We start from the raw sequence: 26270 nt of genomic DNA on the forward strand, positions 1-26270 counted from the left end.
TTAACAGTCTGATAACACACCCTTTACACCTTCTTATTTCTTTTAGAATCATAGGATTTTTCTTCATTCATACATATCTATCACAATATTACCCTTGAACATTATTCCTTTTTTACATCATTCTCAACATATTTCATTATTTATTGCCAAATTTTAATCCACAAACAATGACAACCTCACCTGCCCTAACAGCTTTACACCCCAAACAACTACTAAAACCATCTCGAAACAAACACAGCAAATTAAAAACCACTCCAATCTCGATCTTTAAAAAAAGCAACCATAATAAAGATTCAACCTAAAAAACCGAGAAAACACTAAACCGATACTCATTTACACCTAGAAGACATTTATCATTCACAATTCAACTTATTGCCATCAGGAAACAATTTAACAAAAACAAAAGCAGGCTACAGAGATTCGAATTTACAAACCAATGAAGTTCGAGCAATTCAAAAGTTTTATTCCACCCTTCCAAAGAGCAGAGCGCATGATGCGAGGCACTACATATGAACCAAAATAAGCAGCAACTATCGCCCTGAAAAGGCAAAAGCAATTTTCATTTCTGCAAATCAAAAAAAATCCGTTTTGATCCGCGTTTTCACCTGGCGAACCCGTACCATCCGCGTGCTATTATTTTTTAACCGCAAAGTCCGCGAAGGTTTACGCAAAGAAAAAAGGGCTGAAGGCCCCAAAAGCAAAGAGCATGGTGCAAAGCACTATGAAATAAATAAAAATAATGTCATTTTCGCCTTGAAAGGGCAAAAGCAATTTTCACCTCTACAAATCAAAAAAAAAAAAAAAAAAAAAAAAAATCCGTTTTGATCCTCGTTTTCGCCTGGCCAATCCGTTTCATCCATGTGCTATTTTTTTAACCGCAAAGAGCGCGAAGGTTTACGCAAAGCACACAAGAAAAAAGGGCTGAAAGCCCAAAAGCAAAGAGCATGGTGCAAAGCGCCATGAAATAAATAAAAATAATGTCATTTTCGCCCTGAAAGGGCAAAAGCAATTTGAATCCAATAAAAAATCCGTTTCAATCCGCGTTTTCGCCTGGCGAATCCGTATCATCCGCGTACTATTTTCAACCACAAAGAGCGCGACGATTTACGCAAAGCACGCAAGGATTTAAAAAACGTTATAAAACAAAAAACCCTATCCGATTTGGATAGGGTTCTTAAAAGAAAGGCGACGACATACTCTCCCACATAACTGCAGTACCATCTGCGCAGGCGGGCTTAACTTCTCTGTTCGGGATGGGAAGAGGTGAGCCCCGCCGCAATAACCACCTTAAGGTCATTAGTAATTAGTTATTAGCCCTTAGTAATTAGTCCTTAGACTCTTTACTAGTCACTCTTCACTAGTCACTTTCCGCGTGCGGACAATATTTTAACATACTGAGATAAAGAAACAAATAAGTTTTTTTGTTAAGAAAGTTCTCTCCTCCCGATTTGCATCGGGAGGAAAAGTGCGTACATAAGCTTACGGATTATTAGTACTACTCGACTATGACATTACTGCCTTTACATCTATAGCCTATCAACGTGGTCATCTTCCACGATCCTTAAAAGAAATCTCATCTTGTGGTGGGTTTCGCGCTTATATGCTTTCAGCGCTTATCCCTTCCAAACGTAGCTACTCTGCGGTGCCCCTGGCGGGACAACAGATACACTAGAGGTTTGTCCAATTCGGTCCTCTCGTACTAGAATCAGATCCACTCAAATTTCTAACGCCCACAGTAGATAGAGACCGAACTGTCTCACGACGTTCTGAACCCAGCTCGCGTGCCACTTTAATGGGCGAACAGCCCAACCCTTGGGACCTTCTCCAGCCCCAGGATGTGACGAGCCGACATCGAGGTGCCAAACCCCCCCGTCGATATGAGCTCTTGGGGGAGATCAGCCTGTTATCCCCGGCGTACCTTTTATCCTTTGAGCGATGGCCCTTCCATGCGGAACCACCGGATCACTATGCTCTACTTTCGTACCTGATCGACCTGTATGTCTCTCAGTCAAGCTCCCTTATGCCATTGCACTCTACGCACGGTTACCAAGCGTACTGAGGGAACCTTTAGAAGCCTCCGTTACTCTTTTGGAGGCGACCACCCCAGTCAAACTACCCACCAAGCACTGTCCTCTTCATCGAAGAGTTAGGCCTCAGATAAACAAAGGGTTGTATTTCAACAATGACTCCACAACGCCTGGCGACGCCACTTCACAGTCTCCAACCTATCCTACACATCATTTATCCAAGGTCAATACTAAGCTATAGTAAAGGTGCACAGGGTCTTTTCGTCCCACTGCGGGTAAACGGCATCTTCACCGTTACTACAATTTCACCGAGCTCATGGCTGAGACAGTGTCCAGATCGTTACACCATTCGTGCAGGTCGGAACTTACCCGACAAGGAATTTCGCTACCTTAGGACCGTTATAGTTACGGCCGCCGTTTACTGGGGCTTCAATTCAATGCTTCTCCGAAGATAACATCTCCTCTTAACCTTCCAGCACCGGGCAGGTGTCAGGCCCTATACTTCATCTTACGATTTTGCAGAGCCCTGTGTTTTTGATAAACAGTCGCCTGGACCTCTTCACTGCGGCCCCGATTACTCGGGGCGACCCTTCTCCCGAAGTTACGGGTCTATTTTGCCTAATTCCTTAGCCATGAATCTCTCGAGCACCTTAGGATTCTCTCCTCAACTACCTGTGTCGGTTTACGGTACTGGTACTAATTACCTGAAGTTTAGAGGTTTTTCTTGGAAGCCCTTAGGCGCACTATCTCTTTGTCCGAAGACTCCGAGTACTATCGTATTTCACCATTCTCTACGGATTTGCCTATAGAGAATATAGCTAGGTACTTCAACGAACTATTCCGTCAGTTCGCGGCGCTTTCATCACTCCGTCACCCCATCACAGTAATTAGTAGTACGGGAATATTAACCCGTTGGCCATCGACTGTCCCTTTCGGGTTCGCCTTAGGACCAGACTAACCCACAGCTGATTAGCATAGCTGTGGAAACCTTAGTTTTTCGGTGTGCGGGTTTCTCGCCCGCATTATCGTTACTTATGCCTACATTTTCTTTTCTAACCAGTCCAGCATACCTTACGATACACCTTCAACCCTGTTAGAATGCTCCCCTACCACTTTGTATTACTACAAAATCCATAGCTTCGGTAATATGCTTATGCCCGATTATTATCCATGCTCGTCCGCTCGACTAGTGAGCTGTTACGCACTCTTTAAATGAATGGCTGCTTCCAAGCCAACATCCTAGCTGTCTGGGCAGACAAACCTCGTTCTTTCAACTTAGCATATATTTGGGGACCTTAGCTGATGGTCTGGGTTCTTTCCCTCTCGGACTTGGACCTTAGCACCCAAGCCCTCACTGTTATCAATCATTATATAGCATTCGGAGTTTGTCAGGAATTGGTAGGCGGTGAAGCCCCCGCATCCAATCAGTAGCTCTACCTCTATATAACTAAAATAACGCTGCACCTAAATGCATTTCGGGGAGTACGAGCTATTTCCGAGTTTGATTGGCCTTTCACCCCTACCCACAGGTCATCCGAAGACTTTTCAACGTCAACCGGTTCGGACCTCCACACTGTGTTACCAGCGCTTCATCCTGCCCATGGGTAGATCACACGGTTTCGCGTCTAACACTACTGACTAAAGCGCCCTATTCAGACTCGCTTTCGCTACGGATCCGTGACTTAATCACTTAACCTTGCCAGCAACGTTAACTCGTAGGCTCATTATGCAAAAGGCACGCCGTCACCCCACTAAAGGGCTCCGACCGCTTGTAAGCGTATGGTTTCAGGATCTATTTCACTCCGTTATTCACGGTTCTTTTCACCTTTCCCTCACGGTACTGGTTCACTATCGGTCTCTCAGGAGTATTTAGCCTTAGCGGATGGTCCCGCCAAATTCAGACAGGGTTTCACGTGCCCCGCCCTACTCAGGATACCACTATCTATTATACTTGTTACCCATACGAGGCTATCACTCTCTATGGCTCGACTTTCCAGTCGATTCTGGTTCCTTGTACATAAAATGTCGTGGTCCTACAACCCCAACAATGCCGTAACATCATTGGTTTGGGCTAATCCGCGTTCGCTCGCCACTACTTACGGAATCACTTTTGTTTTCTTCTCCTCCGCCTACTTAGATGTTTCAGTTCAGCGGGTTTGCCCACCTATCGGTGTACTATGTCTTCAACATAGTGGGTTGCCCCATTCGGATATCTACGGATCAATCGATGTGTGCTCGTCCCCGTAGCTTTTCGCAGCTTATCACGTCCTTCTTCGCCTCTGAGAGCCTAGGCATCCCCCATACGCCCTTATTTTGCTTATTGTACCAATCTTGCTATAAAACAAGACCGTTTTTCTTTGTCTTTTGTTACGAATAACAAAAAACGCTTTCTACTTTCTTATTATTTTCTTATCTCAATATGTCAATGAACTTTGTTTCGCTTTAGGCTTTAAGCAATACGCTTTAAGCTTTTTAGCTTACGGCCTACAGCTTATAGCTTATAGCCCTTAGTGGAGAATAACGGAGTCGAACCGTTGACCTCCTGCGTGCAAGGCAGGCGCTCTAGCCAGCTGAGCTAATCCCCCATTTTTTAGTTGTCAGTTAACAGTTCTCAGTTAACAGTACTTAAAACGGTCACTCAACCTCTAAAATTTCCTTTTAAATTAAACTTACAGTCTTTTTAGTTATTAATTATCAATTGTTAATTATCAATTGTCAATTGTTTTAAAAAGTAGTCCCGGGCAGACTCGAACTGCCGACCCCTACATTATCAGTGTAGTACTCTAACCAGCTGAGCTACGAGACTCTGTTTTTACTTAATTCTTTTCATTTTTTTAAATTAACAGCAAGAGTAATACAATCTCCAATTCAGAGACCCATAAATAATCATCTTTTTTCCTTAACGTGCACTAGGCTAACATTAAGGCTCTAGAAAGGAGGTGTTCCAGCCGCACCTTCCGGTACGGCTACCTTGTTACGACTTAGCCCTAGTTACCAGTTTTACCCTAGGCAGCTCCTTGCGGTCACCGACTTCAGGCACCCCCAGCTTCCATGGCTTGACGGGCGGTGTGTACAAGGCCCGGGAACGTATTCACCGGATCATGGCTGATATCCGATTACTAGCGATTCCAGCTTCACGGAGTCGAGTTGCAGACTCCGATCCGAACTGTGACCGGTTTTATAGATTCGCTCCTGGTCACCCAGTGGCTGCTCTCTGTACCGGCCATTGTAGCACGTGTGTAGCCCAAGGCGTAAGGGCCGTGATGATTTGACGTCATCCCCACCTTCCTCACAGTTTGCACTGGCAGTCTTGTTAGAGTTCCCGACTTCACTCGCTGGCAACTAACAACAGGGGTTGCGCTCGTTATAGGACTTAACCTGACACCTCACGGCACGAGCTGACGACAACCATGCAGCACCTTGTAATTTGTCTTGCGAAAGATCTGTTTCCAAACCGGTCAAACTACATTTAAGCCTTGGTAAGGTTCCTCGCGTATCATCGAATTAAACCACATGCTCCACCGCTTGTGCGGGCCCCCGTCAATTCCTTTGAGTTTCATTCTTGCGAACGTACTCCCCAGGTGGGATACTTATCACTTTCGCTTAGCCACTGAAATTGCTTCCAACAGCTAGTATCCATCGTTTACGGCGTGGACTACCAGGGTATCTAATCCTGTTCGCTACCCACGCTTTCGTCCATCAGCGTCAATCCATTAGTAGTAACCTGCCTTCGCAATTGGTATTCCATGTAATCTCTAAGCATTTCACCGCTACACTACATATTCTAGTTACTTCCTAATAATTCAAGTTTAGCAGTATCAATGGCCGTTCCACCGTTGAGCGATGGGCTTTCACCACTGACTTACTAAACCGCCTACGGACCCTTTAAACCCAATGATTCCGGATAACGCTTGGATCCTCCGTATTACCGCGGCTGCTGGCACGGAGTTAGCCGATCCTTATTCTTACGATACCGTCAAGTCCCGACACGTCGGGGTGTTTCTTCTCGTACAAAAGCAGTTTACAATCCATAGGACCGTCATCCTGCACGCGGCATGGCTGGATCAGGCTTGCGCCCATTGTCCAATATTCCTCACTGCTGCCTCCCGTAGGAGTCTGGTCCGTGTCTCAGTACCAGTGTGGGGGATCTCCCTCTCAGGACCCCTACCCATCGTAGCCTTGGTAAGCCGTTACCTTACCAACTAGCTAATGGGACGCATGCTCATCTTTTACCGTTGTGACTTTAATAGTGATCTCATGCGAGACTGCTATGCTATGAGGTATTAATCCAAATTTCTCTGGGCTATCCCTCTGTAAAAGGTAGATTGCATACGCGTTACGCACCCGTGCGCCGGTCTCTATATCCGAAGACATATACCCCTCGACTTGCATGTGTTAAGCCTGCCGCTAGCGTTCATCCTGAGCCAGGATCAAACTCTTCATCGTATATTTTTATATTATATTGCGATGAATATCTATCGGTTCTTTTCGAATCTTACGATTCTATTACTCTTATTCTTTTGTTCCGATTTTCATCGAAACGGCTGTCAATTCAATATGTCTACGAACGTGTTCTTTTTATTGTTTCGCTTGTCTCTCAAAGCGGGTGCAAAAGTAGAAAACTTATTTCTAATCGGCAAGAGTTTTTTGAAGTTTTTTTTAGAAAATTTCTTTTCGTTTTTAACTTCCCTCCTAACCAATCTTTCAATGAACTTCCCATGTTTTGCGGGGTGCAAATGTAATACCCGTTTTCGAATCTCGCAAGCTTTTTGGAATCTTTTTTTGAAAATTTCTTTTCGTCTTAATTCGTTTGCTTGTCAGTATTTCGGTGAACGTTTATCGCTGTTGCGGGTGCAAAAGTAGTCACTTTATCCGCTTTCACAAGCTTTTTCTAAACTTATTTTTAATCTTTTTTTAAACTCTCTCTTAACAGTCTGATAACACCTCTTTTACAAATTAAACCATTTTCAGGTTTGAAAGATTTTTCTTCTTTCAAATGAAACTCTTAGATACAAAGCCCCATTTTTACTGGGTTTTTACTAATCTCGCAATGACGCAAAGGCGCGAAGTTTTTGTTTTATGACCGATCTTTCCTTTGAAAACCCATGCCCTAGCCCCGATAGTAACGGATAAAGGCTTCGACTTCGCTCAGCTGGACAAAATCACTCTTTATATATAGTATAGAATCTCAAATACCAAGCTTCGAATTCGCTCAGCCGGACAGAAACTACTTTTCTTGCATTTTCGCTCAGCTGGACAGAATCACTCTTTATATATAGGTAGTAAAAAAACAAACCCGACAGGTTTTGAAAACCTGTCGGGTTGTATACACACTCCAGAACAATACAATTACTCGAAACGAATAGCTTTAACCGGAGAAATCTTTGTGATTATATAGGAAGGAATCAATAGCACTACAAAACAAACCCCGACCGTAAGCAAATTCAATAAAATAATATGCCAAATATTAAAATAGACCGGAGCCTGATTTACATAGTAATTTTCAGGATTTAAGCGAATCACTCCAAACTGCTGTTGAATTAACAACAAAGCAATACCAATTAAATTCCCCCAAAACAATCCCCGCACAATCAAATAGAACGCGTTATATAAAAACACTTTACGAACCATCCAGTTATTGGCTCCCAGTGCTTTTAAAATCCCAATCATCTGAGTACGCTCCAAAATCAAAACCAATAGCGCCACAACCATGTTAATGGTAGCCACCAATATCATTACCCCTAATATTACTATGATATTAAAATCGAAAAGCTGCAACCAATCAAATATATAACTATACTTCTCTATTATTGTTTTGGTATCCAGATTAGACGATGTTTGATCGTAGATTTTTTCTCCCGTTGTTTTAATAGCATCAAAGTCATTGATGAATACCTCAAAAGCACCAACCTGATTGGGACTCCATTTATTAATTCTTTGAATATGTCTAATATCCCCCAATATATAGGTGGCGTCAAAATCCTGAAAACCGGAACTAAAAACACCCGCTATCCTGAATCGGCGGCTATTAGGCATTTTCCCTTGTTCTTCTTTGATAAAAAAAGTATTAAAATTATCACCTACTTTAAGATGAAGCCGATCTGCAAGGAATTTTGAAATCAGAACATCTTCGTTTAAAGCAGCTGAAAAATCAGGTAACCTTCCTTCCACCAAATACTCTTCTATATTTTTCCAGTCGTAATCCGCTCCGACTCCTTTGAAGATTATACCTTCAAAAGAATTCTCTGTCCTGATAATTCCAGCTTTACTAGCGATTGCCTGAATATGACTCACCTCAGGAACTGATTTAAATTCAGGATAAAACTCCTGTTTTTTAGAAATAGGAATTAAAGTAACATCAGAATTGTTATTATCGTAGTTTGAAATTATAATCTGCCCGTTAAAAGCTGAAACTTTATCCCTTATTTTTTTCTGAAGACCAATCCCTGTCGCAACAGAAACGATCATCATTATCATACCAATAGCAATGGCCGAAATAGCAATTTTAATAATAGGCGCCGAAATACTGCTCTTAAAATCTTTTGCAGTAATTAGCCTTTTAGCTATGAAATATTCTAAACTCAAATTTTATGTTGTCTTGAAATTATTAATTACATCCGTTTCCGGTTCATTCGAATCAAAAGTACATTTTAAAAAGCAAAAATGAATTGCTTCTAAGAACAATTATCAAATGTTTAGAAGGTTACAAAGGAAGCTTTTTCTTCATTTCCTCCACTATATTATATGCTGCAGGACAAATAGCAACATTCTTCAATGTTAAGTCCGCTATCTGATGAAACTTTTTACGATCTGTATGTGGAAATTCTCTGCATGCTTTCGGACGAACATCATAAATCATACAATAATTTTCATTATCCAAAAAAGTACAAGGAACACTTTTTAAAACATAATCTTTGTCCTCATCAATTCTGAGATATTGTTCGATAAATTGCTGCGGCTTTTGTCGGAATGATTTCGAAATCCTTTCGATATCAGCCAAAGTAAACAAAGGGCCCGTAGTTTTGCAGCAATTCGCGCATTGTAAGCAGTCTGTTTTTTTAAATTCGGTGTCATGCAAATCCTGCATCACATAATCCAAATTCTTTGGCTGTTTCTTTTTAAGCTTATCGAAATACTTTTTGTTTTCGATATGCTTATCTTTGGCTAACTTATTTAAGTTATTTAAAATTTGCTTCAAGTTTAAGATTTAAAGTTGAACTGCAAAATTAAACAACTTTAAACTTGTAACCTTAAACTTTGAACTAAAATACAATGAAAGATCTTTTCGGGAAAGCCATGTACGATTTCCAAACCCATAATTCACCTGAGAATATTATCACTGAAACTTCGATTTCTGAAGAAGATGAAATGAGCGTGGATTATTTATTCCGTTCGTACAATGAAATGCCTAAACTCGAACAAAAAGCACTGCAATTAGCCTTCGGAAAAACTCTGGACGTAGGCTGCGGAGCCGGAAGCCATAGCTTATCTTTACAAAATGACAGAAATCTGGAGCTTGTTTCAATTGACATTTCAAAAAATGCAATCGAAACCTGTAAGCTTCGCGGAGTCAAAAATGCTATAGTCAAAAATATTCTGGATTTTGAAGGGGAAAAATTCGATACGATCATTTTACTAATGAATGGAGTCGGAATTTTTGGCAAACTAGACAATTGCAACAAGTATCTTTCTAAACTAAAAACACTTCTCAACCCGGGCGGACAAATTTTACTCGACAGCTCAGACATTATCTACATGTTTGACGAAGATGAAGATGGCGGAAAATGGATCCCATCTCATAATAATTATTACGGAGAGCTTGTGTTCAACATTTCTTATAAAGGCGAGAAAGAAGAACCCTTCGACTGGTTATACCTTGATTACAATACTCTTCAAAATGCTGCTACTGCAAATGGATTAAAATGTGAACTTATCCTGGAAGGCGACCACTACGATTATTTAGCTAAACTTTCTTTATAAAACACCAAAACATGAACGAAACAGATTTAGAAATACTAAAATATCCAATCGGAAAGTTTAAAACCCCAACAGATTATACCTCGGAGTACATTTCTGATAGTATCGCCATCATTGCATCTTTTCCTGAAAGATTAAAAAAAGAAACAATTCATTTAACCGACGAACAACTAGACACTCCTTATCGTCCGGACGGGTGGACTGTACGTCAAGTAATTCATCATTGCGCCGAAAGTCACATGAACTGTTATATCAGAATAAAATGGGCTTTGACTGAAAATAATCCTGTAATAAAAGCTTATGATGAAAAACTATGGTCGGAATTACAGGACAATCTAACCATGCCCATCCAACCAACCTTACAATTACTGGAAGGATTACATTACAGACTGGCTTATATCATGAAAAATCTAAGTCCACAAGATTTAAACAAATCATTTATTCATCCCGAAAACAACTCTGAATATCTAATCAAACAAATCATTGGAATGTATGCCTGGCACAGCAGCCATCATCTGGCCCATATAACAAATTTAAAGAACACTAAAAATTGGATCTAAATCTGATGTTTCTTTTTTACACAGTGTATACTATTTACCAGAAACAAAAAATCTCTTCAATTGAAGAGATTTTTTGTTTATACCCCTTAAGGAATATTTAAATATTTATGCGTTTGAAGCGAAACTCTCCATTTTGGGTTGTTCATCACATAGTCCACAATCAGAGGCGTCATTTCTTCTTTTTTGCTCCATTCTGGCTGAAGGAACAAAATTGCGTTGTCATTTACCAGCTCGGCTTGTTCTTCTGCAAAAATAAAATCGTGTTTGTTATAGATAATTACTTTCAACTCATGTGCGTTGTCATACACCGTTTGAGTAGGCAGCTTATTTTTTTTAGGCGAAAGACAAATCCAGTCCCAAGTACCCGATAACGGATAAGCTCCCGAGGTCTCGATATGAACTTTCATGTTTTTATCCTTCAACTGTTGAGTCAATAAACTCATATCCCAAGTTAAAGGCTCACCACCTGTAATCACAACAGTATCAGCCAGACTTGATGCATTATTTACAATTAAATCAATACTAGTTGGCGGATGTAACTCAGCATTCCAACTTTCCTTCACATCACACCAGTGACAACCCACATCGCAGCCTCCAATTCGTATAAAGTAAGCAGCAGTCCCGGTATGAAAACCTTCTCCCTGAATGGTATAAAATTCTTCCATCAAAGGCAACATCGCTCCTTTATTTACTTCTAATTGTATTTCTTTTGATAACATTATTCGATTTTAAAGTGCAAAGATAGTCAATTAAATACGGAACAAAAAAAACCGATAGTTTAAAGAAACTACCGGCTTTATATTTGACTGTAAATTTATATTATTTCAAAGCTTTTACAGATTGTGCAGCGTAAGCATTTGCAGGATCTAAAGCTAAACTCTTATTGAAATACTCAATTGCTTTTGCTTTATCAGTATTTGCATAACTAGCACCGATACTATTGTAAGCTTCTACAACTTTTTTAACTGTAGCCGGCTTAGCCAATTCTTCAGCACCTTTTGCCGTAATTCTTGTTACGTACTCTTCGTAGTTTTTAATGATTAAATCATCTTTTTCTAACAAGTTGTTGATTCTACCTTTGTACAAGTAAGCCTCATTATAAGTTGGAGAAGCTTCTAAGATTCTGTCAAAAGCAACATCCGCTTTTCCTAAAGCTACAGCATCTGCAGCTCCATTTGTTTTATTTGCGTTAGCATAATAAAGAGAAATACCGTAGTAAATATTATCATCTAAGTAGTTTTTAGACTCTTTGTTCGTTGTTCCAAGCTCTAAAACAGTAGCAGCCTGAGCAAATTGTTTTTTCCCGAACAAAGCTTTTCCTAAATCAGATAATTCCTCAACCACCAAAGGCTCTAGTTCGATCGCTTTTTTGATATCAGCTACACCAGCATCAAAAGAAGTCTGATCAACAGTTCCGTCAGCTGCGGTTCCTTTTTTAATCTTAGACAAACCTAAATACAAATAATCTCTACCAATTACTTTGTTAGAAGGCACTTTGATATAATCTTCAATAGATTTGATTGCTACATCAACATTTCCATTCTCAAAAGCAGCATAACCTAAATATCTGAAAATTCTAGGATTTACCTTATCCTCAGCAATCATTTTGTTTGCAACAGTCTCTAAACTTTTGTAATCTTTAACCAAGATCAAGAAATCTGCGTGACGCATTTTAGAGTCTAAAGAGTAATCCGTAAGATTTAAGTACTTCTCGTAGTTTGTAATTGCATTTTGCATGTTAACTTTAGAAGTAGATGGTTTATTTCTTCCCCATTTATAATAAGTCTCCGCTAACTCTCTGTAAACCGGACCATAATTAGCACTCAAAGCAATAACTTCATTAAAAGATTTAATTGCTTCATCATAAGATTTAGCCCCTTTTAATAAAACTCCTAGTTGCATTTTTGCTCTTAAAAGTGTTGGATCAGCTGTAAACGCATCACGGTATGCCTTGTAAGCATCGTTTTGATTGTTTGCTCCGTAGTATGCATCACCAATAGCTAAAAGTGCCGTTGCATTTTGAGGATCAATTACCAACGCACGCTTCAAAACAGCTATAGCATTTGTATAATCAGGTGTAGAAGAATTCATGTAAGCTCTACCAATGTAAATAAATTCCTCTACATCTTTACGTTTCATATCTTTTGTAGCTAAAGCAAAATTTGCCTGAGCTGCAGCAGCATTCTTCGCATCAAGATCTAACTGACCTAATCCAATATAATTTAAGTTTTTCTTATCTGATGCCTGTAAACCATTTGCATAATAAATTTTAGCAGAATCAATGATTGCCTGATTTAAATACACATTACCTAAAACAAAATTAGCTTCTCCATCAGAAGGCTTTGCTTTGATGATTGATTTTAGCAATGACTTTGCTTTTTGAAATTGCTCAGCATCGATTGCTTTTTTAGCTTCTTTGATATCTTGCGCTTTTACTACAGTAGCTGAAGCAACTAAGGCAAGACTAAAAATTTTAAATTTATTCATCTCTAATTGTAATTAATTTATTCTTTATCTTTTACTATTTGATTCCTTATTTTAAGCTTTCTTCCAGGAGTTCTAACCGGTAACAACCCTGATTTCAAAACTATCCTCTGTCCAATATCGCCGGCAATAAAGGATGCAAATCCCATTCCTAAGCCAGAATAACCCTGGCAATTTATGATAAACAAATCACGTGCCAAAGGGTATTTCACTTCTGCAAGATCATTCTGAGTTGGGCTGTAATATTGATTACTGTTTAATCCCTTAACACTCATCACATTTATTCTCTTAAGCACTTCTGCCATTTTTGGTGACGGTTGAGAAAGCCAGTTTACACCAACTACCCCAATCATACCATCATTCTCAGATACAAATTTAATAACTTCATCGTTCGTTTTAAAAGAAAACACTCCTTTTACAGGAACATCTTTAACTTTAGCCAATTCTTTCATATAACGTACGGTACTTGAATTTGGATTATCAAACACCAGTCCTTTAATTCTTGCATCAGGTTTGCCCTGCATAAAATCGATTACCGTTTTCAACGCTATTAATGTATCATTATTGCCTTTGTTCGAAATAAAAGCTATTGCATCTGTCGCAAAAGGGGTAACTCTGGGTTTTATTTTACTTTTTTCGAATTTAGCCAATTCTTCTTTAGTCAAATCTCTTGTTGTCACCACTACTGCAGCTTTCTGATTGAGCAAATCATTTATAAGCTCAGCTTCTGACTTAGGTTTTACCGTAATCTTTGCATCGTAGTAAGTTCCTTCAAAGACAGCAACCTGATCGTCCACAATAGGTTTTACAGTTTCATCGACAGTAATGTCGATTGCTCCTTTTAAAATTGTTTCCTTATCGTTTTTACTTTTTTGGTTGCACATGGCAAACAAAAAAACAAAAACAACCAAGCCTGCAATCTTACTATACTTTAACATAATTATTCTGCGTTTGAATTAATTAATCTCAAAAAACGAATGGCCGAATACACTATCAATAATCCTCCAAAAGCATATCTATACTTTTGCTCCATATTTAGCGGAAGTTTCTCCCAAAACATGATCATTAAACCGAGTACAAGATATATTAAAAAGAACAGTATTCCTAAAACAAGAAGAAATCGCTCTTTGAGCGATTTCTTCTGAATATTATTAAGTATACCTTTTAACATTATTCTGCAGATTGAATAGTAATAGGCAGAGAGTAAAGTACCCTAACTTTTTTACCATTTTGCTCGCCGGGAGTCCATTTTGGACACTTTTTAAGAACACGAATTGCTTCTGCTCCTGTACCGTAACCGATATCCCTTAAAACTTTAATGTCGGTTAATGAACCGTCTTTTTCAACTACAAAAGTAACATAAACTTTACCTTTTAAACCTTCTTCTTCCGGAGTCTTGTAATTGTTTCCTACGAATTTGTAGAATTTCTCAATTCCTCCTGGGAAATCTGGTTTTACTTCGATACCTGCAGTATTATAAACGTTGTTATCTTCTGCAATGATCTCTGTAACTGGTCCTTTACCAACTGGCTCATCAACAGTTAAAACTGCATCCGGATCTCCTTTGATGGTTTCGTTACCAACTTTTTTATCTTTAAGTTCCTCAATTTTCGGAGGATCTTCAGTAACTTCATTTGCCTTAGCAACGACCGGTTTCACGAACTTCACCTGATCCACTTTTGGTGGTGGTGGTGGTGGTGGCGGTTGGTTTGGCTTTACTTCCTCTTTTTTAGGAGGTAATTTTACTGTCGCTATCTTGATATCATTATTCACATCTTCTTCACTAGAATCTGGAAGTAAGCTTGCAATAAGAGGAGCTGCTACAGCAAAGCTAAAAATAACCGATCCAATAATAAGAGACTTTACAGTCGTCTTACCGTTCGATTTTCTTAACTCATATGCACCATATATCTTATTACGCCCTTCGAATACGATATCAAGCCACTGATTTTTAATTATATCTAATTTCATTTTTCTTGATTATTAGGAGGTTCAAAAAAAGACAACCCTTATTGTTTATCAATCAATTTTGTTTCCTCAGGTGAAAACTCAGGAACGATAGCATAAGTATCTACTCCAGTGATAGCCATCTCATCCAACATATCAACTAAATTGCGGTAAGTTGCTTTTTTAGTTGGCTTAATGATAACTATAATTCCATTCTTAGGTTTTCCTAAAGCAGCAGAATAAGCTAATACTTCTTTCTTTTGCTTCAATAACTCCTTACGAATACCATCCTTACCATATGCAATATCTTTAGGCCCAACCTTAGGTGTTGCCAATAATCCCATATAATATACCATTTTATTGTTTTCCCCCATCATAACAGTCATTGTACGATTCTCATCAACTTTAACTGGAGGTGTCTTATCGTCTGGATCTTTATCTGGTAAAGACAAATCCATCGATTGAGGTTTTGACAACGATGTGGTTAACATAAAGAATGTGATCAATAAGAATGCCAAATCTACCATCGCCGTTAAATCGACTTTCGAGTTTTGCTTTTTACTTCTTACTTTACCACCTTTTCCGCCACCACCGTCGCCGGTATTTAATTCAGCCATTTTAGTGTATCTTTTTTAATTAAAAGTCTTTTCCTCTCATACCTGTAACTAAGTTAAAGGAATTGATTTTTTGATCTTGTAAAATATCCATAATCTTTTTGATTTGTGGATACTGCTCTTTAGCGTCACCTTTGATCGCAATCTGCAATTCTTTATCATCAAGGTCAATTGCGGCTCTTCTTGAAACCAAAAGCCATTCTTTTAATTGATTGTCTAAAGAATCAATTGGAATTCCAGGTTGATCAGCTTTCACTCTATCCGCAGCTTTCATAGCGATAATTTGTTTCAAATTTGCTACTGGTACACCGAAGTCATCCATTAAGGCAAATTTAGTTTTATCATCTTCTGAGAAAGTCACACCAAATTTAGCTCCCATTCCTTCAAGAGTTCTTTTACGAATCTCTCTTCCTTTGATATCAAAAAACACTTTGCTTTTTCCGTCTGCTCCTTTACCTATCGTAATAATTGCCAAATCAGAATCTGGTAATTTACTTTGAACAGTAGAAGAAGGCATGTCTACAGGAAGTGCTTCTGGCACCTTAGCAGTAGCGGTCAAAATAAAGAACGTAAGCAAAAGGAACGCAACATCACACATGGCAGTCATATCTGTCGATGTTGACTTTTTTTTCATTTTTATTTTAGCCATTCTCTTTTATTTTATTTTGATAAATAATTAATTATATAATATCAAAAATTAATTATTGTTTCAAACTTCCTCTGAATCTTCTGTAAGTATTTACGATTGTAGTACCAGCCTCATCGATAGAGTAAGTTAAATCATCAATTTTAGCAGTAAAGAAGTTGTAAGAAACGATCGCTAAGATTGAAGTAGAGATACCTGTTGCAGTGTTGATAAGTGCCTCAGAAATACCTGTTGCAAGAGCAGCCTGGTCTGGAGTTCCAGCAGAAGCTAACGCACCAAACGCTTTAATCATACCAGATACTGTTCCTAATAATCCTCCTAAAGTTCCTAATGATACTAAAGTAGAGATAATAGTCATGTTTTTTTCTAACATTGGCATTTCTAATGAAGTTGCCTCTTCGATTTCTTTGTGGATTACTTCTGAAGCTTCTTCACTGTTGAAACCTTCTTTTTTAACATCTTGATATTTAATCAAAGCAGATTTAATTGCATTTGCAACTGAACCTTGTTGTTTGTCACATGAAGCGATAGCAGCCTCGATGTTTCCTTCTTTAATACTTCCTTGTACATTTTTCATAAATGTATCTAAGTTAGCTTTACCAGCAGCTTTACCGATAACAATAAATCTTTCAATAGAAAAAACAACAACCATTAAAAACATACCTAATAATACTGGTACGATAAAACCTCCTTTATAAACCTGTCCTAATGTATTGATAGGGTGACCAGTTTCTGGATTTCCACCTTCAAAGTTAGCTGCATCTCCCATGATTACTTTCCAAATAAACACCCCAACTAAAATACACGCTACAATAATGATTCCAGTGATCATTCCTCCTCCGTTTGAAGTGCTTTCTTTTTTAACTTTAACGTTTGCCATTTTTTTTAATTTTAATAGTTTTAAATAATTTTATTTTTTAGTTATATTTAACTTGTAGAGGAGCAAATTTATACGTTTAGTTTAAATAAAAAAACTTTTTTTAATTTAATTGAAGGAAATTTAACGTCAATTTAAAAAATATCTCATTAAATTGCCGATATCATTTTTTAGATAAAACAAAAATAAGGGCTAATAATGGGAAAATTACAACGTTTTAGTAAATATTCAAACATTCCATTGATATCTTCTTAAAAAGTTGCGAAATTGTTTTTTATATTTTTTTTAACCCAAAAAAGTTTTTTCCTACTAAAGAAAAACAGCCTAAAATGTTAATAAACCTAGCAAACCTCTTATAATCATCTAAATTACAAATAAAAACATGAATAAAAAAGACAATTTCATTCAGGATATCAACAATGGCTATTCTACAAAGGGCGACAGTATTGTTCTCGGAAGTGCCATTCTGGACGGAGAACCACTTGGAGAAGCTCATGTCAAAATCCCTTTAAAAACATTAAACCGCCACGGGCTGATCGCAGGGGCAACGGGAACCGGAAAAACCAAAACGATACAGGTTTTCTCTGAGCAGCTTTCAAATGTGGGAGTTCCTGTTTTGATGATGGATATTAAAGGTGACTTTAGTGGAATTGCTAAAGAGGGTAAAGAAGAAGGTTTTATAACGGAACGTCATGCTAAAATAAACATACCTTATAATATAGCTTCTTTTCCTGTTGAATTAATGTCACTTTCTAAACAGAACGGAGTTCGCTTAAGAGCTACTGTTTCGGAGTTCGGACCGGTATTGTTTTCCCGAATATTAGACCTGAATGATACCCAGGCAGGTGTGGTTGCCGTTATCTTTAAATATTGCGATGATAATAAAATGCCGCTTTTAGATTTAAAGGATATAAAAAAGGTCCTCAATTATATTACCGAGGAAGGCAAAGATGAAATATCTGCCAATTATGGTAAAATTTCAACCGCAACCACAGGAACGATTCTGAGAAAAATCATAGAATTAGAGCAGCAAGGCGGTGACTTGTTCTTTGGTGAACTTTCGTTTGAAATTGATGATTTAATGCGAATTGATGAAAACGGTAAGGGTTACGTAAACATTATTCGTTTGACGGATATTCAGGACAAACCTAAATTGTTCTCGACTTTTATGCTGAGTTTATTGGCTGAGATTTATCAGCAAATGCCGGAAAAAGGAGATGTTGTGCAACCTGAGCTGGTTATTTTTATTGATGAAGCACATTTGATTTTTAATGAAGCCAGCAAGGCTCTTCTGGAACAAATTGAAACGATTGTAAAACTAATACGTTCTAAAGGAGTTGGGATTTATTTTGTAACTCAGAATCCAATGGATGTCCCGAGTGGTGTATTGGCACAATTGGGTTTGAAAATTCAGCATGCGCTAAGGGCTTTTACTGCCAATGACCGTCAGGCGATTAAAAAAACAGCAGACAATTATCCAACTTCTCCTTATTATAAGACAGATGAGTTACTAACCAGTTTAGGAATTGGAGAGGCTTTGGTAACGGCATTAAATGAAAAGGGAGTCCCTACTCCACTTGTAGCGACTATGATGCGTGCGCCTATGAGTCGAATGGATGTTTTAACTGCTGATGAAATTGAAGGAATCAATACTAAATCGAAACTCGTAAAAAAATACCTTGAAGAAATTGATCGGGAGAGCGCTTATGAAATTCTGAATAAGAAAATTGAAGACGCCACTCAGGCAGCTGCAGAACAGGAAGAAGAAACACCGACAAAATCATCTAAATCTGAACCAAGTACAGCAAGTGTAGTTGGCAAATCGGTTTTAAAAGTGGTTACCAGCGCTACCTTTATAAGAGGTGTTTTTGGAGTTTTATCAAAAATATTCAAGAAATAACTTATCAAAAATCAATGGCAATGCCAATGTCAATATCAAAAATCAATTGCAATGTCAATACTAATTTTAAATTGACTTTTGACATTGCTTTTTGATATTGTTTTTTGATATTGCTATTGTAATCGATCTATTTTTGCAATAATTCCAGAATCTTATTTTCTACTTCCGGACTGTTCCAGATGTTTTCAATATTTTCTATTCGTAAAACTTGTTCCATAATTACATTTTGAAAATCGCCAATTGCCAGGGCTTCGGAATACGGGCGATCACTAAAAGTTACACGACTGTAAAGTGGAATCCATTTATCAGGATGTTTGTCTGAGAATGCTTTTTCGATTTTCTTTTGCAATAAGAATTTTTCATCGGCCGTTTTGGTACTCATCTCCATGAAATTTCGATAAGACAATTCGGCAATAGCATCGGCATTCGGTTTACGTGAAATTTGATACTCCGAGAAGATTTTCTTCCAGTCGTCTCCATACTTTGCGATCATTTCACTTAAAACGGTGATATCTTCAAAACCCGCATTCATACCTTGTCCGTAAAAGGGAACAATTGCATGACAAGCATCTCCGATTAAAGCGATTTTATCTTCGTATGTCCACGGAAAACATTTCATGGTTACCAAAGTACTGGTTGGATTTTTAAAGAAATCTTCGGCCAGCTTCGGGATTACTTCGATCGAGTCGGGGAAATTCTTCAAAAAGAAGTCTTCAACCATTTTACGATCTTTAAGCGATGCAAATGAATTTTCGCCTTCAAAAGGCATAAACAAAGTACAAGTAAAACTTCCATCGAGATTAGGGAGTGCGATTAACATGTACTCGCCACGAGGCCATATATGAAAAGAGTTCTTGTCTAGTTTATGTGAAGCGTCTGCATTTGCCGGAATGTTTAGTTCTTTGTACCCCATATTCAAAAATTCCTGGGAATAATTGAACATGTTCTGACGCTGCATTCGGTGTCGTATTCTCGAGAAAGCACCATCGGCACCAAAAACCATATCGTATTTTTTCTCTTCCCACTCTCCTCTTTCGGTTTCACCTATATGTAACGTAGCATCATTTAACGTTACGTCCCAGATTTTTTGTTCGAAAAGAAATTCTGCACCGGCTTCTTCTGCAAGATCAATCATTTTCCGGTTTAAAGTTCCTCTGGAAATGGAATAAATGGACTCGCCTTCCTGACCGTAGTTCTGAAAATTGAGTTTATCAACCAAGTGAATGGCACGTTTGTCCATTGGGATAGCGATTTCCCGAACGGCATCTCCAACACCAACACCATCAAGCGTTTTCCAGCCCCGGTTTGACATTGCCAGATTTATAGAACGGCCTGAGAAATTAATTTTACGGATATCAGGACTACGATCATAAACATGAACGGTATGACCTGCTTTTTTAAGATAAATCGACAAGAGTGATCCTACTAATCCGGAACCAACAACAGCAATTTTTAGTGGAGTTTGCATCAAGAAAAATCTAAATATAAGATCGTAAAAATAAGTAATAATTGTACATAAGCTTTAAAATAAATAAATTATTTACTGTACCGACTCACAACCGTTTCGATTTTTGCCAAAATTCAGAGTTAATTCAAAAATATAACAAAATGTTATTTTATTCAATTTATCTGAAAAAATTAAACTCTTACATTCGCTTTCGGTTTTACCTTAATATATATCCCCATCATGGACAGCACAATTTTACAATCAGAAATTATTCTGGAAAACGAAAAAGTACTATTAGTTCCGTTTGAGAGCGAAAGAAATACAGAACTCACAGAAATCATTTTTGATGATGGGATCTGGAAATACATGGGTATGTATGTTCGCAATGAAAAAGATTTTAAAAATTACATTCAAAATACTTTACAGCAAAAAGCCGCCGGGCTTTGTTATCCTTTTTTAATCATTGATAAAACGACCAATCGGGTTGCAGGAAGTACCAGATACGGTTACCTGAATCATGCTAGTCAGAAGTGTGAAATTGGCTGGACCTGGTACGGGGAAAAATTTCAGGGAACCGGTTTAAACAAAGCCTGTAAATTTGAATTGTTAAATTTTGGATTTGAAGTCATTCAATTTAGAAGAATACAATTGAGTGCTGATCTTGAAAACAAAAAGTCACAACGGGCGATTGAAAAACTAGGAGCAACTAAAGAAGGTCTTTTTAGAAATAACTATATCGATTCGGAAGGAAAAAGCAAAGATGACGTTTATTACAGTATTATTCCCGAAGACTGGCAAGCAGTTAAAACGAATTACTTCCCTGAATTTATATAAGAAAAGCGCCTCAATTATTGTGATAGAAAAATGGTATTTTAGCTTATTCTAAAGTACCTCATCTATGACTGAATTGCAGACGATCTATCAAAGAACCCTAAAATTTGCTGCCAAAAGACATGCCGATCAAAATCAAGTAATTCCCGGAACCAATTTACCGTATGTTGTTCATTTAAGCAATGTAACCATGGAGATTCTATTTGCTTCGCAAAACACAACATCTTTTAATACTGCATTTGCAATTCAAATTGCATTACTCCACGATATTCTTGAAGATACAGCAACTACATTTGAAGAACTTGCAGCGGAATTTGATGAAGAAATTGCTCAGGCCGTCCTGGCACTAACCAAGAATTCTAAAATACCTAAAGAAGAAAGAATGACCGACAGTCTGGCCCGAATTAAAGCATTATCAAAAGAGGTATGGGCTGTGAAATTAGCTGACAGAATAACTAATTTACAGGTTCCACCAGAAAACTGGAGTGTGGAAAAGATAAGAGAATATCATAAACAAGCGGTACAAATACTAAATACACTTAAAGGCGGTAACGCTTATTTAGAAAAAAGACTTTTAGAAAGAATTCAAAATTATTTACTGTATTGTACCGTCGAAAAATCGTAGGTCACAACTCATCAAAACATAATCTCAAAATGAACCTCTATTCAGAACATTATGTAAGCGAAAAAAGCGAGCGGTTTGTTACCAAAATCTGGTGTCTGGATAATGGCAATGGTGAAACAACAGTTGAAAATAAGCTTGTCTTACCCAACGGCTGTTTTAATCTTGCTATTGTTAGCGGAACCCACATAGAAGTTCACACCAGTAAGCGAAAATATGAAATGAACGAAGGCTTTTACTTTTGTTCGCAAATGACGAACAAGGTTTTGGTCAACATAAGACCTAAAACCAAAGTAACCATCATTCAATTGCAGCCCTGGACGCTTTCGATGTATCCGCAATATGATTTGAGCCATTTTAGCGATTCGATTATCAGGATTACTCCCGAAGAGCTTCCCTTTAAAATACAAACTGATGCTGTTGCTGAAAATTTATTGCAGGCTATAAATGTTTATTTTGAAGAATTGTCTGCTTTACATTCAGAGAAAAATACCATCGAAAGAATCTGCGAAATTATCAGACATCATGACGAAGAAATCTCAGTTTCTGAAATTAGCGGGATTTTAAGAGTCTCTCAACGGTTGTTGCAAATGAAGTTTAAAACGGCAACAGGGCTTACGATTAAAAAATACATTCAAATTCTGAAGTTCAGAAAATCCGTAGATCAGATGGTGCATTCGAATCCTGAGAAACTCAGTCTGACAGAGATTGCTCTTTACAATAAGTATTTTGACCAGTCGCATTTTATAAAACAATTTAAAGGAGTCATGAAAACAACTCCAAAAACATTCAACTCCAGTTTGTACTTTCTTTCTAAAAAAAGATAAGATTTTCGCATTTGTACAATTTTTAGGTTTTAGATTGCAGTACTATTGCAAAATCATCAATCAATCAAAATTAATATAAAATGAAAATCAATCCATCTCTTTTCCCGTTAAAAGTTTTTTTAATTGGAATATTACTTTTCCACTTCCAAACCGGGTTTTCTCAGGAAGAAAAAAACTCAGCATTGTACAAAACGATTATGTCAAGAGACAGCCTTCTTTTTAATATTGGTTTTAATACCTGCGACATTAGCCAGTTTGAAAATCTTTACAGTGACGGTTTTGAATTTTATCACGACAAGGACGGTCCTTCAGATAAGGCACTTTTTTTAGTCAATCTCAAAAAAGGCTTATGCAAATCGGTTGAAACTTACAAAGCCAGAAGGTACCTGGTTCCTGGCAGTACCGAAGTTTACCCGCTCTATAACAAAGGCGTATTGTATGGCGCTATACAAATGGGAATTCACCAATTCTACGAAAAATCAATAGGCAAAAACGAATCTTTTGCAGATGCCAAAGAAAAATTTGGCAGTACTGCGCGATTTACTCACCTATGGGTTTTAGAAAATGGTGATTGGAAACTTAAAAGATCTCTAAGCTACGATCATCAGGAGGCCAATACAGCGGGTACCAAATCGGATATTTTTGACAACGATGAAGCCATTAAAAAATGGCTGGTTCAGAATAATGTTCCAGCACTGGGTATTGGTGTGATCAATGAGGGAAAACTACAAGAAGTAAAAGTCTTTGGTGAACTTAAAAAAGGAGTTGCAGCACCCTACAATACGATTTGGAATGTGGCTTCTCTGACTAAGCCAATTACTGCAATGGTCGCTTTAAAATTAGTAAGTTCCGGAAAATGGAATCTCGACGAACCACTTTACAAATACTGGACAGATCCGGATATCGCAAATGATGCGAATACTAAATTATTAACGACGAGAATTGTCTTAAGTCACCAAACCGGTTTTCCGAATTGGAGGTATATGAACGAATCCGGTAAACTGGATTTCAAATTCAAACCCGGAACAAAATACCAATACTCAGGAGAAGGCATGGAATATTTGCGAAAAGCTCTGGAAAAAAAGTTTCACAAATCATTGGATCAATTAGCGGATGAATTAATTCTTAAACCGTTAAAAATGAATGACACTAAATTTACCTGGAATGCCATAACCGATGTTTCAAGATATGCCATCGGTTATGACAATAAAGGGAATGCTTACGAGCCTACCAAAAATAAAACGGCAAGTGCAGCCGATGACTTGCTCACAACCCTTGAAGATTACGGGACATTTCTATGCAGCGTGATGAACAGTGACGGTTTGAGTAAAAAAGTTTATGAAGACATGACAGCACATCAGGTTCAAACCAAAAAGAATAAATATTTTGGTTTAGGCTTTGAGATTTATGATTTAGGGAATGACGATTTTGCTTTGTCTCATGGCGGTGCTGACAATGGGGTTCAGACGATTTTTCTGTTACTTCCAAAAGCCAAACAAGGTCTGATTATTTTTACCAATGTTGATGATGGATATAAGGTTTACGAAAAAATCCTTACCCATTATATGGGTAAAAAAGGGAAGCAAATAATTGAGATTGAAACCAAGTAAATCTCAATTCAAAAAAGTGATGTCTACAAAATCATTATTCGGAAATCTATGGTAAAATTATGTATTCTTATTGTGTTGTTGTTAAGTAAAGTTCTATTTGCATAAACCTATTATTGGTTCAAAAGAAATTTGTTAGTTATGAGCATAGGCGTATATATAGTAGTTCCTGGCAGTTCTCGGCCTATGCTCTCCTGCTAGAGTGTTAAGAAAAAGATAAAAAAGTATTGATCCTGAAACATAATTGAAAATTCGTCGTCTAACCAAAGACAACGACATAATCCTGAACAGATTAAAGAGTTTCAATCATCAAATCAAAAATCAATCACTGATTTACTAACCTTAATCATCAATCAATATGCAGAAACCAATCAAACTAGTTGTTCTTAGTGTTATTCTACTGTTTTTCGCTTTGAACATTACTTCCGCACAGGACAAAGGAAAACAAATTGACCAATTATTAAGTACCTACCATCAATATGGCCAATTTAATGGTTCGGCACTGATTGCCGAAAATGGAAAGGTAATTTTTAAAAAAGGATTTGGCTCAGCCAATATGGAATGGGATATTCCGAATCAGCCTAATACCAAATTCAGATTAGGCTCGATCACCAAACAATTTACCGCTTTTTTAATCTTAAAATTAGTCGATGACGGAAAACTAAAACTAGACGTCCCTATCACTACTTACTTACCGGATTACCCTAAAGAAACCGGCGACAAAATAACGCTTCATCATTTACTAACACATTCTTCAGGAATTCCAAATTATACTGCTACACCAAATTTTCTTAGAGATAAAAGCCGCAATCCTTATACTCCGGAAGACTTTGTAAAAACATTTAATAAACTTCCTCTGGAATTTAAACCGGGTGAAAAATTCAACTACAGTAATTCCGGATATTTCCTCTTGGGGTATATTATCGAAAAAGTTACCGGCAAAACCTACGAACAATATCTGCAGGAAACTATTCTTACTCCTTTAAAAATGGTAAATACAGGCTTTGATCATAGTGAAGTGATCCTTAAAAACAGAGCTGCGGGTTATGAAAAACAAGGCAAAAATTTTGTCAATTCTTCTTTCATTGACATGAGTATTCCATATGCCGCGGGATCTTTGTATTCTACTGTCGAAGATTTATATTTATGGGATCAGGCACTTTATACGACTAAATTGCTTTCAGAAAAATCTATGGAGTCTCTTTTTAAACCGTATGTAAAAGCCTGGGGTGATTTTTACAGTTACGGATGGTTTATTTCAGAGGCTAATAATGGCAGCAAAGATAAACTGAAAGTTACGGAGCACGGTGGAGGAATTAACGGATTTAACACGCTCATTTCACGCGTTCCTGCCGATAAAATTCTAGTGGTGTTACTTAACAATACAGGTAATACTGTTTTGGGTGAAATGAACACTGCTATTCGTGCTATTTTATACAACCAGCCTTATAAACCTGCCAGAAAATCATTGGCAATTGATTTATTGGATATTTTCTCTACAAAAGGTGTCACAGCCGGAATTGATACTTATAAAAAACTAAAGAATGATCCCACTTTTGTTATTAAAGAAAACGATATGAACGAAGCCGGCTATCAATTGCTGCAAAGCGGAAAAAAGAAAGAAGCTATTGAAGTTTTTAAAATTAATGCCGAGACTTTTCCAAAATCCGGAAATGCGTATGATAGTTTAGGAGAGGCCTATTTGGCTGATGGGGATAAAAAGCTTGCGATTGCAAATTATTCCAAATCAGTTGAACTGGATCCTTCCAATGAAAACGGAAAAAAGGTCTTAGAAGAAATTTCGAAAAACAAAACGAAATAGTTCTTAACAAACCTCTTTAAAAACTCCGCTAAAATTGATTTGAAATCAGTTTTAGCGGAGTTTTTTTTGTTACAATTTCTAA

20 protein-coding genes, 2 tRNA genes and 3 rRNA genes are annotated in these 26270 nt (G+C 37.6%); 9 read left to right on the plus strand and 16 right to left on the minus strand.

The features are described 5' to 3' along the window. Positions 1-588: 588 nt before the first annotated feature. Positions 589-825 (plus strand): hypothetical protein, encoded by a 237-nt coding sequence (locus LNQ34_RS05875; protein ID WP_229998945.1) that lies wholly within the window; start codon positions 589-591, stop codon positions 823-825. A gap of 355 nt (positions 826-1180) precedes the next feature. Here LNQ34_RS05875 and rrf read toward each other — a convergent pair. From rrf to LNQ34_RS05910, 7 genes are all read right to left on the minus strand, one after another. Next, positions 1181-1290 (minus strand): 5S ribosomal RNA (gene rrf / locus LNQ34_RS05880). Positions 1291-1469: 179 nt separating this feature from the next. Next, a 23S ribosomal RNA gene (locus LNQ34_RS05885) occupies positions 1470-4350 on the minus strand. Between the two features lie 188 nt (positions 4351-4538). Continuing rightward, a tRNA-Ala gene (locus LNQ34_RS05890) sits at positions 4539-4612 on the minus strand. A 147-nt stretch (positions 4613-4759) separates the two neighbouring features. Then, positions 4760-4833 (minus strand) — tRNA-Ile (locus tag LNQ34_RS05895). 126 nt (positions 4834-4959) lie between these two features. Continuing rightward, positions 4960-6473, minus strand: a 16S ribosomal RNA gene (locus LNQ34_RS05900). The 16S, 23S and 5S rRNA genes sit together here with 2 tRNA genes alongside, the layout of an rRNA operon. Before the next feature lie 903 nt (positions 6474-7376). Beyond that, the gene (locus LNQ34_RS05905; protein ID WP_229998946.1) at positions 7377-8612 is read right to left on the minus strand and encodes an ABC transporter permease; all 1236 of its coding nucleotides are present in this window, start codon (positions 8610-8612) and stop codon (positions 7377-7379) included. Positions 8613-8730: 118 nt separating this feature from the next. Beyond that, positions 8731-9225, minus strand: coding sequence for a YkgJ family cysteine cluster protein (locus tag LNQ34_RS05910; RefSeq protein WP_202702543.1), 495 nt, complete (start codon positions 9223-9225; stop codon positions 8731-8733). A 74-nt stretch (positions 9226-9299) separates the two neighbouring features. On the opposite strand from LNQ34_RS05910, the gene LNQ34_RS05915 reads away from it, so the two are divergent. Together LNQ34_RS05915 and LNQ34_RS05920 are read left to right on the plus strand one after the other, a co-directional pair. Next, on the plus strand, positions 9300-10007 hold the full coding sequence (locus LNQ34_RS05915; protein ID WP_229998947.1) for a class I SAM-dependent methyltransferase: 708 nt from the start codon (positions 9300-9302) through the stop codon (positions 10005-10007). Positions 10008-10018: 11 nt separating this feature from the next. Then, positions 10019-10564, plus strand: coding sequence for a YfiT family bacillithiol transferase (locus LNQ34_RS05920; protein ID WP_202702545.1), 546 nt, complete (start codon positions 10019-10021; stop codon positions 10562-10564). An 86-nt stretch (positions 10565-10650) separates the two neighbouring features. On the opposite strand, the gene LNQ34_RS05925 is transcribed toward LNQ34_RS05920, so the two are convergent. The 8 genes from LNQ34_RS05925 to LNQ34_RS05960 all read right to left on the minus strand — a co-directional run bounded on the left by LNQ34_RS05925 (position 10651) and on the right by LNQ34_RS05960 (position 17135). Further along, complete coding sequence (locus LNQ34_RS05925; protein ID WP_202702546.1) at positions 10651-11283, minus strand: 7-carboxy-7-deazaguanine synthase QueE; 633 nt, start codon at positions 11281-11283, stop codon at positions 10651-10653. A 100-nt stretch (positions 11284-11383) separates the two neighbouring features. Next, positions 11384-13051 carry a tetratricopeptide repeat protein gene (locus tag LNQ34_RS05930; protein WP_202702547.1) on the minus strand — a complete coding sequence of 556 codons (1668 nt, stop codon included), beginning with the start codon at positions 13049-13051 and terminating at the stop codon, positions 11384-11386. Between the two features lie 17 nt (positions 13052-13068). Next, entirely contained in the window at positions 13069-13986 is a 918-nt protein-coding gene (locus LNQ34_RS05935) for a PstS family phosphate ABC transporter substrate-binding protein (protein ID WP_229998948.1), read from the minus strand. A 2-nt stretch (positions 13987-13988) separates the two neighbouring features. Next, positions 13989-14219 carry a hypothetical protein gene (locus LNQ34_RS05940; protein WP_017496144.1) on the minus strand — a complete coding sequence of 77 codons (231 nt, stop codon included), beginning with the start codon at positions 14217-14219 and terminating at the stop codon, positions 13989-13991. After that, positions 14219-15019 carry an energy transducer TonB gene (locus LNQ34_RS05945; protein ID WP_202702549.1) on the minus strand — a complete coding sequence of 267 codons (801 nt, stop codon included), beginning with the start codon at positions 15017-15019 and terminating at the stop codon, positions 14219-14221. Before LNQ34_RS05945 ends, LNQ34_RS05940 begins: the two co-directional genes overlap by 1 nt. A gap of 38 nt (positions 15020-15057) precedes the next feature. Beyond that, positions 15058-15612 (minus strand): ExbD/TolR family protein, encoded by a 555-nt coding sequence (locus LNQ34_RS05950; RefSeq protein ID WP_070906549.1) that lies wholly within the window; start codon positions 15610-15612, stop codon positions 15058-15060. Between the two features lie 19 nt (positions 15613-15631). Next, positions 15632-16258 carry an ExbD/TolR family protein gene (locus LNQ34_RS05955; RefSeq protein ID WP_017496147.1) on the minus strand — a complete coding sequence of 209 codons (627 nt, stop codon included), beginning with the start codon at positions 16256-16258 and terminating at the stop codon, positions 15632-15634. 52 nt (positions 16259-16310) lie between these two features. After that, the gene (locus LNQ34_RS05960; RefSeq protein ID WP_017496148.1) at positions 16311-17135 is read right to left on the minus strand and encodes a MotA/TolQ/ExbB proton channel family protein; all 825 of its coding nucleotides are present in this window, start codon (positions 17133-17135) and stop codon (positions 16311-16313) included. Between the two features lie 379 nt (positions 17136-17514). On the opposite strand from LNQ34_RS05960, the gene LNQ34_RS05965 reads away from it, so the two are divergent. Continuing rightward, complete coding sequence (locus LNQ34_RS05965) at positions 17515-19032, plus strand: helicase HerA-like domain-containing protein (protein WP_202702550.1); 1518 nt, start codon at positions 17515-17517, stop codon at positions 19030-19032. Between the two features lie 127 nt (positions 19033-19159). On the opposite strand, the gene LNQ34_RS05970 is transcribed toward LNQ34_RS05965, so the two are convergent. After that, complete coding sequence (locus LNQ34_RS05970) at positions 19160-20500, minus strand: FAD-dependent oxidoreductase (protein WP_229998949.1); 1341 nt, start codon at positions 20498-20500, stop codon at positions 19160-19162. Positions 20501-20719: 219 nt separating this feature from the next. On the opposite strand from LNQ34_RS05970, the gene LNQ34_RS05975 reads away from it, so the two are divergent. The 5 genes from LNQ34_RS05975 to LNQ34_RS05995 all read left to right on the plus strand — a co-directional run bounded on the left by LNQ34_RS05975 (position 20720) and on the right by LNQ34_RS05995 (position 26188). After that, on the plus strand, positions 20720-21313 hold the full coding sequence (locus tag LNQ34_RS05975; protein WP_229998950.1) for a GNAT family N-acetyltransferase: 594 nt from the start codon (positions 20720-20722) through the stop codon (positions 21311-21313). Between the two features lie 64 nt (positions 21314-21377). Further along, the gene (locus tag LNQ34_RS05980; protein WP_202702553.1) at positions 21378-21935 is read left to right on the plus strand and encodes an HD domain-containing protein; all 558 of its coding nucleotides are present in this window, start codon (positions 21378-21380) and stop codon (positions 21933-21935) included. A 29-nt stretch (positions 21936-21964) separates the two neighbouring features. Then, positions 21965-22759, plus strand: coding sequence for a helix-turn-helix domain-containing protein (locus LNQ34_RS05985; RefSeq protein ID WP_229998951.1), 795 nt, complete (start codon positions 21965-21967; stop codon positions 22757-22759). A gap of 80 nt (positions 22760-22839) precedes the next feature. Next, the gene (locus LNQ34_RS05990) at positions 22840-24369 is read left to right on the plus strand and encodes a serine hydrolase domain-containing protein (protein WP_229998952.1); all 1530 of its coding nucleotides are present in this window, start codon (positions 22840-22842) and stop codon (positions 24367-24369) included. Positions 24370-24724: 355 nt separating this feature from the next. Next, positions 24725-26188, plus strand: coding sequence for a serine hydrolase (locus tag LNQ34_RS05995; RefSeq protein WP_229998953.1), 1464 nt, complete (start codon positions 24725-24727; stop codon positions 26186-26188). Positions 26189-26270 lie beyond the last annotated feature (82 nt).

Origin of the sequence: Flavobacterium lipolyticum (assembly GCF_020905335.1) — a bacterium.
GTDB classification, from domain to species: Bacteria; Bacteroidota; Bacteroidia; order Flavobacteriales; family Flavobacteriaceae; genus Flavobacterium; species Flavobacterium lipolyticum.

Bases quoted from the DNA above. Each gene is read 5' to 3' on its own strand.
- LNQ34_RS05930 (WP_202702547.1), bottom strand. From the start codon at position 13,051: ATGAATAAATTTAAAATTTTTAGTCTTGCCTTAGTTGCTTCAGCTACT.
- LNQ34_RS05955 (WP_017496147.1), bottom strand. From the start codon at position 16,258: ATGGCTAAAATAAAAATGAAAAAAAAGTCAACATCGACAGATATGACT.
- LNQ34_RS05970 (WP_229998949.1), bottom strand. From the start codon at position 20,500: ATGCAAACTCCACTAAAAATTGCTGTTGTTGGTTCCGGATTAGTAGGA.
- LNQ34_RS05920 (WP_202702545.1), top strand. From the start codon at position 10,019: ATGAACGAAACAGATTTAGAAATACTAAAATATCCAATCGGAAAGTTT.
- LNQ34_RS05935 (WP_229998948.1), bottom strand. From the start codon at position 13,986: ATGTTAAAGTATAGTAAGATTGCAGGCTTGGTTGTTTTTGTTTTTTTG.
- LNQ34_RS05940 (WP_017496144.1), bottom strand. From the start codon at position 14,219: ATGTTAAAAGGTATACTTAATAATATTCAGAAGAAATCGCTCAAAGAG.
- LNQ34_RS05960 (WP_017496148.1), bottom strand. From the start codon at position 17,135: ATGGCAAACGTTAAAGTTAAAAAAGAAAGCACTTCAAACGGAGGAGGA.
- LNQ34_RS05990 (WP_229998952.1), top strand. From the start codon at position 22,840: ATGAAAATCAATCCATCTCTTTTCCCGTTAAAAGTTTTTTTAATTGGA.
- LNQ34_RS05975 (WP_229998950.1), top strand. From the start codon at position 20,720: ATGGACAGCACAATTTTACAATCAGAAATTATTCTGGAAAACGAAAAA.
- LNQ34_RS05980 (WP_202702553.1), top strand. From the start codon at position 21,378: ATGACTGAATTGCAGACGATCTATCAAAGAACCCTAAAATTTGCTGCC.
- LNQ34_RS05985 (WP_229998951.1), top strand. From the start codon at position 21,965: ATGAACCTCTATTCAGAACATTATGTAAGCGAAAAAAGCGAGCGGTTT.
- LNQ34_RS05915 (WP_229998947.1), top strand. From the start codon at position 9,300: ATGAAAGATCTTTTCGGGAAAGCCATGTACGATTTCCAAACCCATAAT.
- LNQ34_RS05950 (WP_070906549.1), bottom strand. From the start codon at position 15,612: ATGGCTGAATTAAATACCGGCGACGGTGGTGGCGGAAAAGGTGGTAAA.
- LNQ34_RS05995 (WP_229998953.1), top strand. From the start codon at position 24,725: ATGCAGAAACCAATCAAACTAGTTGTTCTTAGTGTTATTCTACTGTTT.
- LNQ34_RS05925 (WP_202702546.1), bottom strand. From the start codon at position 11,283: ATGTTATCAAAAGAAATACAATTAGAAGTAAATAAAGGAGCGATGTTG.
- LNQ34_RS05965 (WP_202702550.1), top strand. From the start codon at position 17,515: ATGAATAAAAAAGACAATTTCATTCAGGATATCAACAATGGCTATTCT.
- LNQ34_RS05945 (WP_202702549.1), bottom strand. From the start codon at position 15,019: ATGAAATTAGATATAATTAAAAATCAGTGGCTTGATATCGTATTCGAA.